The organism is Orenia metallireducens (assembly GCF_001693735.1).
Lineage (GTDB): Bacteria > Bacillota > Halanaerobiia > Halobacteroidales > Halobacteroidaceae > Orenia > Orenia metallireducens.
On the sequence record NZ_LWDV01000008.1, the window covers coordinates 243,634 to 258,953 of the forward strand.

The following is a 15,320-nucleotide window of genomic DNA, read 5'->3' on the forward strand; positions in this document are numbered from 1 at the left end:
TCTCTTACTTGTTACTTGTCACTAGTTACTCATTACTGAATTTAAAAAAGGGAGGATTTGTTATGTCGAAGAAAGGAACAATATTAAGTGGGATGCGTTCCACTGGAAAGTTACATTTGGGTCATTTAGTTGGAGTGCTTGATAACTGGAAGCAGCTCCAAGATGAATATAACTGTATCTTTGAGGTTGCTGACTGGCATGCATTAACAACTAAATATGAAGATACTTCCGAGCTACAAGAGAATATCAGAGATCAGGTAATTAATTGGATTGCTGCAGGAATTGACCCTGAAAGAAGCATTATCTTTGTGCAATCCCATGTTCCAGAGATTGCTGAACTGAACTTATTATTGTCAATGATTGTATCAGTGTCACGTTTAGAGAGAAATCCAACTTATAAAGAGCAGGTTCAAGAGTTGGGAGTAAAGGACTCTATACCTTTTGGTCTTTTAGAGTATCCAGTACTACAGGCTGCTGATATCTTAGTCTTTAAAGGTACTACAGTACCAGTTGGTGAAGATCAATTACCACATATTGAGATTACAAGGGAGCTTGCTCGAAGATTTAATCACTTATATGGTGAGACCTTCCCAGAGCCTGAGGCTAAATTAGGTGAGGTTACTAAATTATTAGGTTTAGATGGTCGTAAGATGAGTAAGAGTTATGGTAACTCTATTTATTTGGCTGATAGCCCTGAAGAGATTGAAAGAAAGGTTAAGAGTATGGTGACAGACCCACAAAGAATCAGGTTAAAAGACCCTGGTAATCCTGAGGTTTGTTCAGTTTATTCTTATCATAAGTTATTTAGCAAAGATAGAGTTGAAGAGGTAGCAGGGGGGTGCCGTAATGCTACTTTAGGCTGTATGGACTGTAAGAAGATACTATCAAATTCAATTATAGACTACTTATCTGAAATCCATCAGAAGAGAAGAGAGTTAGAGGAGAATCCTGAAATCATTGATGAGATTTTAGCTGAAGGTGCTAAAAAAGCTAGAGCTATAGCTAAAAAGACATTAAATGAAGTTAGAGGTGCTATGAATCTAAGATAGAGTTAGAGGTGAAAGTATGGGCTATGAAGTAAAGATTGATGCTTTTCAAGGTCCTATCGATCTATTGATGCATTTATTGAAGAAGAATAAAGTAGAAATTTATGATATTCCTATTGCAGAAGTTACCCGCCAGTATTTAGATTACATTGCTAATATGCAGAAGCTAGATTTAGATGTGGCCAGTGAATTTCTAATTATGGCAGCACAACTAATGGAGATAAAAGCCCAGACCTTATTACCTAAAGAGAAGAATGATAATGAGGAAGAAGTAGACCCTCGCCAAGAGTTGGTAGAGAAGCTATTAGAGTATAAGAAGTATAAACAGTTAGCCTTACAGCTACAAGAATTTGAACAGGAACAGAGAAAGTCATATACTCGTAATGTAGCCCCTTTGTTAAGTGGCTTAGAGTTTGAAAAGTCCAATCCCTTAGAGGGGGTTACTATAGATCAATTCATTTCTGCTTTTCATAAAGCATTGAAGAAGAAGACTAAAAAGAGTGATAAGAAAGAAGAAGAGCAGGTAGATACTTTAGATAAATTAAAAGCAGAAGAGATTACCATTAAAGAGCAGCAAGGCTATATTATGCAAAGATTAGTTGCAGTTGGTGATGAAATCAGCTTTATGGACTTGTTCTCTCAGTTTAGCTCTAGATTAGAGATAGTTGTTACTTTTATGGCATTGCTAGAGTTGATTAAAATTAATGAGGTTAAGATTAAACAGGATAATAATTTTGATGAGATTAAGATTTACCGTTTGGGGAGTGGTGGTCGGTGCTAAGTAAAGTTGAAGTAAAGGCTGCGATAGAAGCATTATTATTTATGGCAACAGATCCTTTGCCCATAAAGGTTATTAAAGAGGTCCTAGATATTGGGGTTAAAGATATCAAAGATGCTTTAGAACTTCTTGAAGCAGAATATACTCGGGGAGATAAAGGGATTGAGTTGGTACAGGTTAGTAATGGTTATCAGCTACAGACCAAAGCAGAGTTTCTTCCCTTTATCAAGGAATTACATAAACCAGAGATGAATAATACTTTAAGCCAAGCTGCTTTAGAGACTTTAGCAATTATAGCTTATAAACAACCTGCAACTAGAGCAGAGATTGAAGATATTAGAGGGGTTAATGTTGAGAAGGCTTTAAAGACTTTACAGAAGCGAGGTTTAATAGAAGAGCAAGGGAGAAAGGACACTATAGGAAACCCAATTCTTTATGGAACTACAGATGAATTCTTACAGTATATGGGTATGAATAGCCTAGATGAGCTACCACCAGCTCAAGAATTTACAGAGCTATATGATGAATAGATAGATAAAGAAATTTAAAATCTAATTAAAGTATAATTGTAAAAACCAGGTACTTTAAAGTACCTGGTTTTTTGTTATAAGATGGTGAAAAATTATAGAAGAGGGTTTTCTAAATAAATAGCTAATATAATATTTATTTGATTATGGATATTGCTAAGAATAAATAAAAAGGAGTTGTGCTAATGAAATTCAACACTATTAGAAGTAAACTTACTATTATGATTATATTATCTTCGATTCTTTTAATAGCTATAGTTGGGACAGTAAATATAATTGAAAGTAAAAAAGCTATAGAGCAAAAGGCTAGACAGAGCTTATATTTGATGGGTAAAAGTTATGGAAATCAGTTTTCAAAAACTATGGAAACAGTAAAGAGCTCTGTAGAGAATTTAGCGATTACATCATTAGCACTATTTAAGTTAGATGAGATGAGAGCTGATTCTAGTTATTTAGAAAGATATCAAAGTACTATAGAGCCGATAGTAAAGAAGATTGGATAAGAGAATGGAGCAATAATCTCCTCCTATCTTTACTTAAATCCAGAATTGACTGGTGGAATGTATAGTGCTTGGTATGCTGAGGAAGGAGGAGAGTTTAAGAAGTAGTTTTTGGGGAGGATTGATGAGTTTACAAGGGATAATGAAGAGATGGGTTGGTATTATGAACCTATAGATGCAAATAAGGAGATTTGGCTTGAGCTTTATGTAAACCAGATTTGGCTCAAAAGATGATATCTTATGTAAAGCCAATCTATCAAGATGAGACTTTAATTGGGGTGGTAGGAATAGATATAGACTTTAAATATTTTGAAGAAGTGATAAATGGGATTAAGGTTTATGAAAATGGATATTCTTTCTTATTAGATGATAAATATAATTTTTTAATCCATCCTGAATTGACAAATGAGGATAACTTGTCTACTTTAAATGATGGTGAATATAAGTACATAATTGATAAAATAGCTAAAAAGAGTGAAGAGACTGTTAAGATTAAATTTGAAGGGGTAGATAAGTTACTAACATTCTCGTATCTCTCTAATGGTTGGACTTTAGTAGTTTTAGCACCTAACTTCGAAATTTATTAAAGTATTAAAGATTTAAGAGAAGTGATAATCTGGGTTATAATTATAGGTATTATTATGTCTAATATATTAGCTTATTTTATGGCAGCTAAAATTTAAAATCCGATAACAGATTCATTCAATTTTGCTAAGGAAGTTGCCAAGGGGAGTTTGAATCTAAATAATTTGGAAGTTAAGAGTGGTGATGAGATTGGAGAACTTTCAGATGCTCTTAATGAGATGGCTACTAGTATTAGGAATATGGTTAATAAACTGCTAATCTCAATTGAAAGGTTATCTGCTTATAGTCAAGAGTTAGCAACTTCAGCAGAAGAAGGGAATACAACTATAGAAGCTAGTAATCGATTTATAGAAGAGATATCAACAGGTATTGCTCTATTGGTAGTCAGAAGCTAAGTAATCTTGCAGATAATGTTGATTCTAAGGTAAAAACAGGTAATGAGAACATAGAAGAGACTATCAATAATATTGAAGATATTAATAGAGTGGTGATAGAAGCGGTAAGAGAGATTAATAATTTAGAGAATAATTCTAGAGAAATTAGTCAGATTGTTGAGATGATTAATAATGTAGCAGGGTAGACAAATTTATTGGCTTTAAATGCAGCTATTGGAGCTGCTAGGGCAGGTGAGATTAGACAGCTTGCTAAAGCTACAGAGAAGATAAGGTATTTAGTTAAAGAGACAGGAGAAGTCTTTAAAGGAATTGATTATTCTATAGAGAGTACTTCAGAGCAGATATTACAAACTTTTGCCATAGCTCAAAATTTGGATATAAATAGTAATAAATTAATGAAGACATCTCAGGATATAACGCAAATGTCTAAAGATATAATCTACTCCTTTCAGGAATTACAAGAACTAATCGAAATTTTTAAGATATAACTTAATATAGGTTTAAATAAAAGCGACTGAGATATCTCAGTCGCTTTTACTATTTAAAGATAAAATTATAAATTTTGGTCAGTCTGTATTTTATATTATTCTAACAGGAATAATGAAAATGTAGATTTATTGTTTAGATAATAGATAGGAGCTTAGAAATATTAGCAAATTAATAAAGTTAGTATACTATTAGAAGCTATGGATAAGATAATTATTATAGGTTGAAAGGGGGTTATTATGTTAACGTTAATTTCAATCCTCTTATTTTTGATTTTTTTAAAAATCTTTAAGATAGACTTTATAGTTAGATTTGAATGTAGAAAAGAGGGTGATGATTTAGTAATTAAATTACAGTTATCATTTTCAAGATATAGATTTAAATTTAAATATTTAGAGATTGAACAGAGATTCTCTTTTTCTACTCTACAATTTGAGGGTAAGGTAAGTGATAAGCTAAAGAAGGATATTAGGGTAATAGAGAGGTTAGAAAAAGGAGAAAGTAATAAAGGTGATATAAAACATATAGTTAAATTTTTCAAAACAGTCAAGAATGTAGGAAGTAATGCAGAGGATGTCTTTTCAATAATCGATAGTTGTGATCTCTTTTCATGGAAGACTAATTTTGCATTAAGTAATCAAGCTTATACTGGGGGATTAACAGGCTTATTTTGGAGTATTAAGAGTTTGGCTATGAGTTTTTTGCAATATTACATAAAATTTAATGATACCCCAATAGTTGAAGTCAACCCTATCTTCAATTCACCACTAAACTTTAAGATGGAGTTTGAGGGTATATTTAAATTTAAATTAGGAGATATTATACGTATAGGACTAAAAATACTTTTCTCTCAACTTAAAAGGAGGGGTCAAAAAAATGGGCGACCATCCAATTGAAAATATAATGTCAACCGCAATGGAAAATATAAAAGGTATGGTTGATGTAAATACTATTGTAGGAGATCCAGTAGAGACCAAGGATGGAAGTGTAATAATCCCTGTTTCAAAGGTCAATTTTGGCTTTGCAGCTGGTGGTGCTGAGTACCTATTAAAAGAGAATGATGGTGAAGAGAAAAAAGAATCTTCTAAAGGTACAAATTTTGGTGGAGGTAGTGGGGCTGGAGTAATGTTACAGCCTATAGCATTTTTAGTAGTTAGTGAAGGGCAAGTTAGATTATTACCAGTAAACAATAATGCCGTTGTTGAAAGATTAGTGAATTTAGCACCAGAATTATTAGATCACCTTAAAGGTCTTAGTAAGCAGAATGATAAGAACAAGAAGGAAGATAAGACAAATGTGGAGATTAGTGTATAAAAGATTCAAAGTGAAGGGTAACCTTCACTTTTCCTTTGAATTTTTTGGAGGTGTAATCATGATTAAAAAATATTTAATAGCATTAACAATTATATGTAGTTTGATATTGACAATAAATGCAACTGTTTTGGCATATCCTCAAGTTTCAGCACAAGCAGCTATCTTAATTGATGTAGAGACTGGTCAGATACTTTATAAGAAGAACATCCATGAACGACGTGCTCCTGCAAGTACGACTAAGATCATGACTGGGATCTTGGCAATAGAGAATGGTAATCTATCTGATAAAGTAACTGCTAGTAAAAGAGCAGCTTATGAAGGTGGATCTTCTATCTATTTAGTTCCTGATGAGACACTAACTTTAGAAGAGATGGTCTATGGTCTCTTATTAAAATCAGGTAATGATGCAGCTGTAGCAATTGCTGAGCATATTGGTGGTTCTGTAGAAAATTTTGCAAATTTAATGAATCTTAAAGCAAGAGAAGTAGGAGCATTACATACAACCTTTAAGAATCCTAATGGTTTACCACAAGAAGGTCATTTAACAACAGCCTATGATTTAGCACAAATAGCCCGTTATGCATTACAAAATCCTCTATTTGCTAAGATTGTTTCAACACAAAAAAAGAGAATTGAGTGGCCTGGTCATAGCTGGGATAGAATCTTAACAAATACTAATAAATTACTAACTCGTTCTGATATAGTTAATGGTGTTAAAACTGGTTATACTAGAGCTGCTGGAAGGTGTTTGGTATCTTCTGCTACCAAAGATGGTCAACAATTAGTTAGTGTAGTCTTAAAGAGTGGGGCTATGTGGAATGAATCTTTAGCATTATTAAACTATGGTTTCAACCATTATCGCAAGGTAGAAGTAATTGCTAAGGGGGAAGAGATTCATCAAATATCTATTGATGAGCAAGATGTAAAGTTAAAATCAGCCAAAGAGTTTAACTATGTGCTTCCTAAAGGTACTAGTACTAAGATTAAAAAAGTAATCAATGTTAAGGATGATATTACCTTGCCAATAAAGAAGGGTGAGAAGTTAGGCAATATTGCTTTATATGATGAAGATGATAATTTATTGGATAGGATAGATTTAATCTCTGATCGTTATGTTGAAGATTCTGCAGTCAATAATTTTTGGAAGAAGTTATCAGCTAGAATCCAAATTTATTTTTAACAAGGAGATTTATTATTATACTAGAATAAGAATAATTATAGTAATAAATAAATAAATTGAGGTGTTAGTCAATGGAGAGATTACAAAAAGTAATGGCTAGAGCAGGAGTGGCATCAAGACGACAGAGTGAAAAGTTAATAGAGCAAGGTAAGGTTAAGGTTAATGGTAATGTAGTAAAAGAATTAGGGTTTAAGGTTAACCCACAGCAAGATGAGATTGAAGTAAATGATAAAAAGATTAAAAAAGAGAAATTGGTCTATATCTTATTAAATAAACCGAAGGAATGTGTTACGACAGTAAGTGATCCTAAGGGAAGAAGAACAGTGGTAGATTTAGTTAAGGTAAGAGAGAGAGTATATCCAGTAGGGAGATTGGACTATGATACTGAGGGGCTATTATTATTAACTAATGATGGGGAGGTTGCATATGCCTTAACCCATCCTAGCCATCAAGTAAGTAAGAAGTATCTGGCTACTGTTGATGGAGTACCCAATGATGCCAAATTAAAGGCTCTAGAGCGCGGAGTACAATTAAGTGATGGTTGGACTGCACCTGCTAAGGCAGAAAGGGTTGTAGAATTTAATAATAAATCTATAGTATCTTTAGAGATTTATGAAGGAAGAAAGCATCAGGTTAAGAGAATGCTTAAGTCGGTAGGGCATCCAGTGTTAGAACTAAAAAGGATTAAAATGGGGCCTTTATCCTTAGATGAAGATTTGAAACTGGGTACATATAGGTTTTTAAATAAGAATGAAATTGATGAACTTAAAGAGATCGCTAGGCAGGTAAAGGAAAATGAGCAAGAGTAATTATATTATTCCAATCTTCGTTCCCCATTTGGGCTGTCCTCATGACTGTGTCTTCTGTAATCAACGAGAGATTACAGGTGTTAGAAATGATTTAAGTAAAGAGGAAGTCTTAGATAAGATTGAGGATTATTTAAGTACAATTCCTAAATCAGCTAAAAGAATAGAAGTTGCCTTTTATGGAGGTAGTTTTACAGGAATTGACCCTAGATATCAGCTGGAATTACTTTCTGCTGCCAAAATGATCTTGGATAAAGAGGTTATTACTGGCATTAGACTATCTACTCGACCTGATTATATAGATGAAGAGATATTGGAGAGGCTACAGGAGTATGGTGTAGGTACTATTGAACTAGGAGTTCAATCTCTAGATGATAATGTATTATCTGCTTCAAACAGGGGGCATAGTAGAGAAGATGTTAAGAAGGCAGTCTCTTTAATCAAGAACTATAACTTCAAACTAGGGTTACAGGTCATGCCAGGCTTACCTAATAGCACAAGAACTTCAGATTTGGATACAGGAACAGAGGTTATTGAGCTTAGTCCAGATTTTGTACGGATATATCCTACATTGGTCATTAAGAATACTGAACTTGCAGAACTCTATAAATCAGGTAGATATCAGCCCTTATCATTAGAAGAGGCAGTTGATATCAGTGCTGAGCTATTGGAGAAATTTAAAAGGGCTGGGATTAATGTGATTAGAGTAGGATTGCAACCTTCTGAAGGTGTTAATGCTAAAGAGGTTCTGGCAGGACCTTTCCATCCTTCCTTTAGACAATTAGTAGAGTCTAGGCTACTATTAAATAAAATTGAAAGTCAAATTAGAGGAAGAGCCATAGATAAGCTGGAATTAACGGTTAACTCTAAAGATGTCTCTAATCTGAGAGGGCAGAGAAATAGTAATTTAGATTACTTATATAATAGATATCAACTTCAAGAGATAATTATCAAGGATGATGATACTTTAGCTAGAGGTAATATTAAAATAAAATTTATTTTCTAAACTAGTCATAATATAGCAGCTAACTTACTATACATGAATATAAGAAATAATTAATAGGCTAAATTAAGGGAGGAAATAATATGGAAATATTAAAAGTATCATCAACTTCAAAACCTAAGTCTGTGGCTGGAGCGTTAGCTGCTGTAATCCGTGAAGAAGGTAGAGCAGAGTTACAGGGTGTTGGGGCTGGAGCTATAAATCAAGCTGTGAAGGCTATTGCTATTGTAAGAGGATTTATAGCACCAAATGGTGTAGATTTAGTTGCAATTCCTGCTTTTTCTGAGATTGAGATTGATGGGCAAGAAAGAACTGCTATTAAGTTCATTGTTGAGCCAAGATAATTAAAATGAATATTCAATAAAGACTATAACCCCTGATAGTATTAAGATGGGGGTTATAGTTTTGTTTATTTTTTGATATATTTGTGTTAAAATAAAATTTGAGTCTATATCAAAGCTAAAATATATATTTCGATTTTTATAGCCCCAATATAGATGTGTGAATTCAAAGTTAGATTTTATGGTTATAAAACGATAGTAATGAGTAACAGATGATAAGTTAATTTATTTACTTGTTACTCGTCACCTGTCACTAGTTACTAAAGTATCGCAATATCTATACTATAAAAACAAATTTAAGTTTATAAAATAGATTTTATAAGTCTTTTTGCAAGAAAGGAGGAAGGTTGTGTTTCTTAAGAGTATAACAATTAAAGGATTTAAGTCCTTTGCTGATAGAGTAAAGGTAGATTTTGAACCTGCCATTACAGGGATTATAGGTCCTAATGGGAGTGGGAAGAGTAATATTTCTGATGCTATCCGCTGGGTGTTAGGGGAGCAGAGTGCTAAAACCTTAAGAGGCGGCAAGATGGAGGATGTTATCTTTGCAGGCAGTGGTAAAAGAAGAGCTTTAGGTTTAGCAGAGGTTACCTTAACCCTTGATAATCGAGATGGTGCTTTACCAATAGACTATAAAGAGGTAACTGTTGGTAGAAGAGTAACTCGTAGTGGAGAGAGTGATTACTTAATCAATAATAATAGTTGCCGATTAAAGGAAATTAAAGAGTTATTTATGGATACAGGGATAGGTAAGGATGCTTATTCAATAATTGGACAAGGTAAGGTTGAAGCTATTTTAAGTGAAAACTCTGTAGATAGAAGGGAGCTTTTTGAAGAGGCTGCTGGAATCAGTAAACACAAGAGTCGTAAAGAAGAGGCTAAAAAGAAATTAGATAGTACAGAACAGAAATTACAGAGAATTAAGGATATCATTCATGAAATTCAAAGGCAAGTAGAGCCCTTAGAGAAGGAGTCGAAAAAAGCCAGAGAATATCAAGAATATAGAAGTGAGTTAAAAGAGTTAGAGGTTAATTTATTGGCTAACATGTACCTTGAATTAGAGGAGAAGCTTGACCAAGATATTACTAGTAAGCAGAGACTCTCTTATCAATTAACAGAAGCCAAGTCAGCAGTTAGTGAATATGACTTAAGAATAGATAAAGAGAAGGAGCGTTTAGAGGAGTTAACAGTAGATTCAGATCAGCAAAAGGATAATATTTTTGAGGCTAAAAGTAGTGTAGAGCGGATTGAAAATAAATTAAATTTGGCTAAACAGCAGCAGAATAATATTTTAGAGCAGAAGAATAGATTAGAAAATGAAATTAGTCGTTTAGAGGATAGGATTACCTTAAATAAAGAAGAGATCTCTAAAAAAGATGATAAAGAGATAGAGTTAGTAGAGAAGATTAAGGAAAAGTCCTTATTGTTGGATGAGAAGAATAGGGGGTTGGATAATTTATCTAAACAATTAGAGGAGAAATTTAAGGTTAAGAAGAGTTTTCAAGATAATCAATTAAATCAGATTACAAAAATCAATAGACAGCAACATCAGTTAGAGACAGCAAGTAGAGATATTAAACGTTATCAAGAGGATATAGCTGCTTTAGAAGAGCTAAAAGAGTCCTTAAATATAGAAGTTGATAAAGCATTGGAAAAGATGGAAAACAAAAAGAGTAGGCTAGAAGAGATTAAAGATAGAATCAATGATTACCATAGTAAACATAACAGAGAGAAGTCTAATAATAATCAGCTCCAAAGCCATTTAAGCTCTTTAAGGGATGAGTATGAAGAAATAAAGGATAGTTTAAATACTAAGCGTTCAAGATTAAAGGTTCTTGAAGGGATGGAAGAGAACTATGAAGGCTATTATAGAGGGGTCAAAAATTTATTTAAATATATCGAAGAGAGTGCTCAGATAGAAGGTGTTTGTGGGGTAATAGCAGAATTAATCAATACACCCCAAGAGTATGAAACGGCTATTGAAGTCTCTTTAGGTAGTACTTTACAGAATGTAGTTGTAGAGGACGACCAAGTTGCAAAGGAAGCAATTGAATATTTAAAGACAAGTAAAGGTGGACGAGCTACCTTTCTTCCTCTTAATCTAATATCTTCTCGTTCTTTAAATCAACAGGAACTTTCTGCTTTAAATGTAGAGGGAGCTATTGGTGTTGCTAAAGATTTAATCAGTTATGATTCTAAATATAGAAATGTTATTGAGAATCTCCTTGGTAGGGTAGTTATTGCCAGGGATATTGATGCTGCTGTTAAAATATCTAGGGTTGCTGATAAGAGGGTAAAGGTGGTAACCTTAGGTGGCGATGTGGTTAACCCTGGAGGAGCTATGACTGGAGGAAGTAGGAATCAAAATAATAACCTGTTAGGGCGTTCTAGAGAGATTGGAGTTTTATCTAGTGAAGTTAAAAAGTTGGCTACCCAATTAAAAGAAAGAGAAGAATTAGGTCTAAAGGTAAAAGAGAGTTTAGTTGAATCTGAGGATAGATTAGTTAAGTTAGAAGATAGGATTCATCAACTAGAGCTTGAAGAGGCCAATTATTTAAAGGATTATCAACAGACTAACAAAGAGGTGGAGCGATTAAGAAGTGAGCTAGCTGATAAAGACTCTAATATCAAGAGGATTAATCAAGAGATTCTCAGGGTAGAGTCTGAAAGTAAAGAGTTATCTCAAGCATTAAGTAGGTTAAATAATGATGATTCTAGTATTAAGGAGAAGGTTATAGAGTTAGAAGCAGAGATAAAAAAGTTAGAAGAGAAGAAAGATTTATACACAAATGAGAGTACAGAATTAAAGGTAACTATAGCTGCTTTAAAACAAGAAAGAGGTAGTTTATCTGAAGAGTTAGCATCTAAAGAGAGGGCAATAGCCTATGCCAAAGATGAGATTAATAGTAAAAAAGAAGAGATTAATCGATTAGGAGATAAGGATAGACAACTTATTTTTAGAAAGCAAGAGCTAGAGAAAGAGAAGGAAGAGATGAGTAAAGAGGTTGTTAGATTAAAAAATCTTCTTGATGAGTTTAGGATAGAGATTTCAGAGATTAAAGATAAGATTAAATCATATCAACAGGAATCTAAAGATATTAGAGCTAGATATGAAAGGTTACAAAAAGAGTATAATAAGGTTGAGATTGATGTAGCACAGTTACAGGTTAAATTAGAAAATATTCAAAGTAAGTTACAAGAAGAGTATGAACTTAGTATTGAGCAGGCAAGTGCAGATATTAAGAAGATAGCTGACCATAAGAAGGTTGAAAGGGAAATCAACAGTCTAAAGAGGTCTATGAAGAGGTTAGAGCCTGTTAATTTAGGGGCGATTGAAGAGTATGAAACTCTTAGTAAGAGATTTAACTTCTTGCAAGAACAGCATCAAGATTTGGTTGAATCTAAAGAATCTTTAGAAGAGGTAATCAAAGAGATAGAAGATGAGATGAAAGAAAAGTTCTTAGAGACCTTTAATCAAGTAAAAGCAGAGTTTGAGAAGATATTTACAGACTTGTTTGAAGGTGGTCAGGCTCAACTAGCACTAGAGGATGAAGATAATCTTCTAGAAACAGGAATTGAAATTAATGCTCAGCCACCAGGTAAGAAGTTGCAGAAGCTGTCATTGATGTCTGGTGGAGAGAAGGCGTTGACAGCAACAGCATTAATCTTCTCACTTTTAAAGGTCAATCCAAGTCCATTTTATGTCTTAGATGAGCTTGATGCTCCTTTAGATGATGCTAATGTAGATAGATTTGCTAACTATTTAAATCAGTTATCAAAGATTGCCCAATTTATTGTTATTACTCATAGAAAGGGGACCATGGCAGCAGCCAATGCCTTATATGGGGTTACTATGCAAGAGTCTGGAGTCTCACAACTATTATCATTGAAGGTAGATGAAGTTGGAGAGTATGAAAAGTAATTTAGAGTACTCAGTGATACGTGATGGGTAACGAGTAGAATTTTTTAGTCACCTGGTTACTAGTTATTTTTCTATCAGTACTTAGTATATTGTATTAGATAAATAGGGAAAATAGGTTCTAAAAGGAGGGCTTATAATGAAAGTTAAAGGAATAGCAACTTTTATAGTAGATAGATTGGTTGAAAGAAGTAATCATTTAAGTCAAGGTCGTTCAGCAGGAGCGATAGGATTTATTAATCAAGAAGGATATATCGATTCAATGACTGAAATAGTTAATGGTGGAATATCTGGTCTACCTTATCGGCAGATGTTATCTAAGATTGCTAAGACTGATGGAGAGTCTCTATTGGAGATTATCAATCAGTTACCTGAAAATGCAGTGGTTATTACCACAAATCCTGGTAAGACTGGTATTATTGTAGGTACAGGTGGTCTTGATATCTTCAATATTCCACTGATTAGTATTGGAGTCAAGATGGGCAAAGCAGCTGGAGTAGGATTGATTTATCCTAAGAAGGAATATTTTGATCTGTCTACTGAATCTGAAGATATTCAATTACATAGATTGACAGCTAAGACTATGGAGGAAGAGAGAGAGATTTTAAGGGAGTCCTTCAATTTACAATTGAACTATTTGGATATCTGCAAAGAGTTAGAGCAAGTAGATATTCCAGAAGGTGAGATTTCTTTAGTCCAGGTTCCAGAAAAAGAGTGGCAGATACCAGCAATTAAAGTTAATTCCATCGACAAAGAGTTTGCCAAGCGCTTGGTTGACAAATCTATTGAAGTAGAGCAAGGAAGGGAAGTTGCAGCAATTGGAGAGATTATCGATGGTCATATTATCCAAAAAGGAGAGATAGTTGTTGGTGGTATGGGTTATGTTCCTTCTAGGATGTTAGCTTCTAGTTATACTGATATTTCAGGCATTTCTTTAAAAGAGGCTTATACAGATATCATTCCTCATAATATTGCAATTGTACATACTCATCCTGGTGGAACTGGAGTAATGCATATGGGTGATGCTATGGCTGGACCAGGAAGTTGGGGAAGACCAGTAATAGCTATCGGTCATGATAAGGATGGGGTCATTAAGGGTGCTACTGTAATTGAGTTAAGAGAAGAGGTGGCTAAGTTAGCCGATGAATATGAAGAGGTGGGTCAAAACTACTATAATGCTCAAACTCCAGAAGAAGAGGCAGAGATTAGAAAAAGGCGTTTTGGAATTGCTCAAGAGTATACAGATTTATGTAAACCATTGGAATTGAAGTAATAAGGAGGAAGATTATGTTAAAGAAGATTTTTGGGTTTGCTAAAAGAAAGGATAAGAAAGAAGAGGAGCTACAAGAGGTTACTAAAGTTGAAGAACTTGATCAGCTTAAAGAAGAGGAAGAGAAGGTTCAAGAGCTAGAGATTACAGACGAAATTAATGATAAGAAAGAAGAAGTTGAAGCTAAGATAGTTGAGAATGAAGTAGAAGAGCCCCAACAAGAAGAGAAGGTGGGTTTCTTTGGTAGGTTAAAGAAAGGGTTAAGTAAGACTAGAAATGGTTTTGTGGTACAGGTAGAGAACCTTTTTAGCAAATTTACTAGTATTGATGAAGAATTATTTGAAGAGTTAGAGGAAATCTTAATTCAGGCAGATGTTGGTGTACATACTACAATGAACTTGGTAGATGACTTAAGAGAAAGAGCTAAAGAGGAGAAGATAAAAGAGCCTAAAGATTTGACTGAGTTATTTAAGGATCAATTAGTTGAGATATTAAGCAAAGGTGAAGAAAAAGAAGAGAGTGAGCAACCTACAATCCTAATGGTAGTAGGAGTAAATGGTGCTGGAAAGACTACAACTATTGGTAAGATAGCTCAGAGAACAAAAGAGGCAGGTATGAAGGTCTTATTGGGGGCTGGAGATACCTTTAGAGCTGCTGCTATTGATCAATTAAAGGTTTGGAGTTCTCGAGTGGGGGTAGATATTATTGCTCATCAAGAAGGGGCAGATTCAGCAGCTGTAGCCTATGATGCTGTGCAGGCAGCCAAGTCTAGAGGTGTAGATTTATTGATTGTTGATACTGCTGGTAGATTACATACTCAATCTAACTTGATGCAAGAGTTAGAGAAGGTTAAGAGAGTAATCACTCGTGAAGCTGGAGAGATGAAGGTAGAGGTATTATTAGTATTAGATGCAACTACTGGTCAAAATGCAGTTAATCAAGCTAAATTATTCAATGATGCAGTAGCAGTAGATGGTATAGCTCTAACTAAATTAGATGGGACAGCTAAAGGTGGAGTTGTGATTGCAATCAAAGAGGAATTAGGAATTCCTATCAAATTAATTGGTGTTGGAGAATCTGCTGAAGATTTACAAGACTTTGAAGCAGAATCATTTATTGAAGCACTATTTAGCCAGTAAGAAAGTAACTAGTAAGATTCTTTCTCTCCAT

16 protein-coding genes are annotated in these 15,320 nt (G+C 34.0%); all 16 read left to right on the forward strand.

Going from position 1 to position 15,320, the window contains the following annotated elements; all coding sequences use genetic code 11:
- Window positions 1-62: 62 nt before the first annotated feature.
- The 16 genes from trpS to ftsY all read left to right on the forward strand — a co-directional run bounded on the left by trpS (window position 63) and on the right by ftsY (window position 15,289).
- On the forward strand, window positions 63-1,049 hold the full coding sequence (trpS, locus tag U472_RS05995; protein WP_068716520.1) for a tryptophan--tRNA ligase: 987 nt from the start codon (window positions 63-65) through the stop codon (window positions 1,047-1,049).
- 16 nt (window positions 1,050-1,065) lie between these two features.
- A complete protein-coding gene (locus U472_RS06000) occupies window positions 1,066-1,827 on the forward strand; it encodes a segregation and condensation protein A (RefSeq protein WP_068716522.1) in 762 nt (253 codons plus the stop codon).
- The gene (gene scpB, locus U472_RS06005) at window positions 1,821-2,354 is read left to right on the forward strand and encodes an SMC-Scp complex subunit ScpB (protein ID WP_083189777.1); all 534 of its coding nucleotides are present in this window, start codon (window positions 1,821-1,823) and stop codon (window positions 2,352-2,354) included. Before U472_RS06000 ends, scpB begins: the two co-directional genes overlap by 7 nt.
- A 182-nt stretch (window positions 2,355-2,536) precedes the next feature.
- The gene (locus U472_RS06010; protein ID WP_068716524.1) at window positions 2,537-2,854 is read left to right on the forward strand and encodes a hypothetical protein; all 318 of its coding nucleotides are present in this window, start codon (window positions 2,537-2,539) and stop codon (window positions 2,852-2,854) included.
- 227 nt (window positions 2,855-3,081) lie between these two features.
- Complete coding sequence (locus tag U472_RS06015; RefSeq protein ID WP_141677949.1) at window positions 3,082-3,438, forward strand: cache domain-containing protein; 357 nt, start codon at window positions 3,082-3,084, stop codon at window positions 3,436-3,438.
- Window positions 3,439-3,540: 102 nt separating this feature from the next.
- On the forward strand, window positions 3,541-3,831 hold the full coding sequence (locus U472_RS06020) for a HAMP domain-containing protein (protein WP_141677950.1): 291 nt from the start codon (window positions 3,541-3,543) through the stop codon (window positions 3,829-3,831).
- Window positions 3,832-4,025: 194 nt separating this feature from the next.
- Window positions 4,026-4,319, forward strand: coding sequence for a hypothetical protein (locus U472_RS06025; protein ID WP_068716530.1), 294 nt, complete (start codon window positions 4,026-4,028; stop codon window positions 4,317-4,319).
- Between the two features lie 237 nt (window positions 4,320-4,556).
- On the forward strand, window positions 4,557-5,213 hold the full coding sequence (locus U472_RS06030) for a DUF2953 domain-containing protein (protein WP_068716532.1): 657 nt from the start codon (window positions 4,557-4,559) through the stop codon (window positions 5,211-5,213).
- The gene (gene ytfJ / locus U472_RS06035) at window positions 5,194-5,631 is read left to right on the forward strand and encodes a GerW family sporulation protein (RefSeq protein WP_068716534.1); all 438 of its coding nucleotides are present in this window, start codon (window positions 5,194-5,196) and stop codon (window positions 5,629-5,631) included. Before U472_RS06030 ends, ytfJ begins: the two co-directional genes overlap by 20 nt.
- Before the next feature lie 58 nt (window positions 5,632-5,689).
- Complete coding sequence (locus U472_RS06040; protein ID WP_245684751.1) at window positions 5,690-6,811, forward strand: D-alanyl-D-alanine carboxypeptidase family protein; 1,122 nt, start codon at window positions 5,690-5,692, stop codon at window positions 6,809-6,811.
- Window positions 6,812-6,882: 71 nt separating this feature from the next.
- The gene (locus U472_RS06045; RefSeq protein WP_068716536.1) at window positions 6,883-7,620 is read left to right on the forward strand and encodes a pseudouridine synthase; all 738 of its coding nucleotides are present in this window, start codon (window positions 6,883-6,885) and stop codon (window positions 7,618-7,620) included.
- Window positions 7,607-8,623 (forward strand): elongator complex protein 3, encoded by a 1,017-nt coding sequence (locus U472_RS06050; protein WP_068716538.1) that lies wholly within the window; start codon window positions 7,607-7,609, stop codon window positions 8,621-8,623. The genes U472_RS06045 and U472_RS06050 overlap by 14 nt, the downstream gene beginning before the upstream one ends.
- 80 nt (window positions 8,624-8,703) lie before the next feature.
- Window positions 8,704-8,964, forward strand: a complete 261-nt coding sequence (locus U472_RS06055) for a stage V sporulation protein S (RefSeq protein WP_068716540.1) — start codon at window positions 8,704-8,706, stop codon at window positions 8,962-8,964.
- A gap of 346 nt (window positions 8,965-9,310) precedes the next feature.
- The gene (gene smc, locus U472_RS06060) at window positions 9,311-12,883 is read left to right on the forward strand and encodes a chromosome segregation protein SMC (RefSeq protein WP_068716542.1); all 3,573 of its coding nucleotides are present in this window, start codon (window positions 9,311-9,313) and stop codon (window positions 12,881-12,883) included.
- A gap of 136 nt (window positions 12,884-13,019) precedes the next feature.
- Window positions 13,020-14,153 (forward strand): peptidase S7, encoded by a 1,134-nt coding sequence (locus tag U472_RS06065; RefSeq protein ID WP_068716544.1) that lies wholly within the window; start codon window positions 13,020-13,022, stop codon window positions 14,151-14,153.
- A 14-nt stretch (window positions 14,154-14,167) separates the two neighbouring features.
- Window positions 14,168-15,289, forward strand: coding sequence for a signal recognition particle-docking protein FtsY (ftsY, locus tag U472_RS06070; RefSeq protein ID WP_083189779.1), 1,122 nt, complete (start codon window positions 14,168-14,170; stop codon window positions 15,287-15,289).
- The last annotated feature ends 31 nt before the right edge of the window (window positions 15,290-15,320 follow it).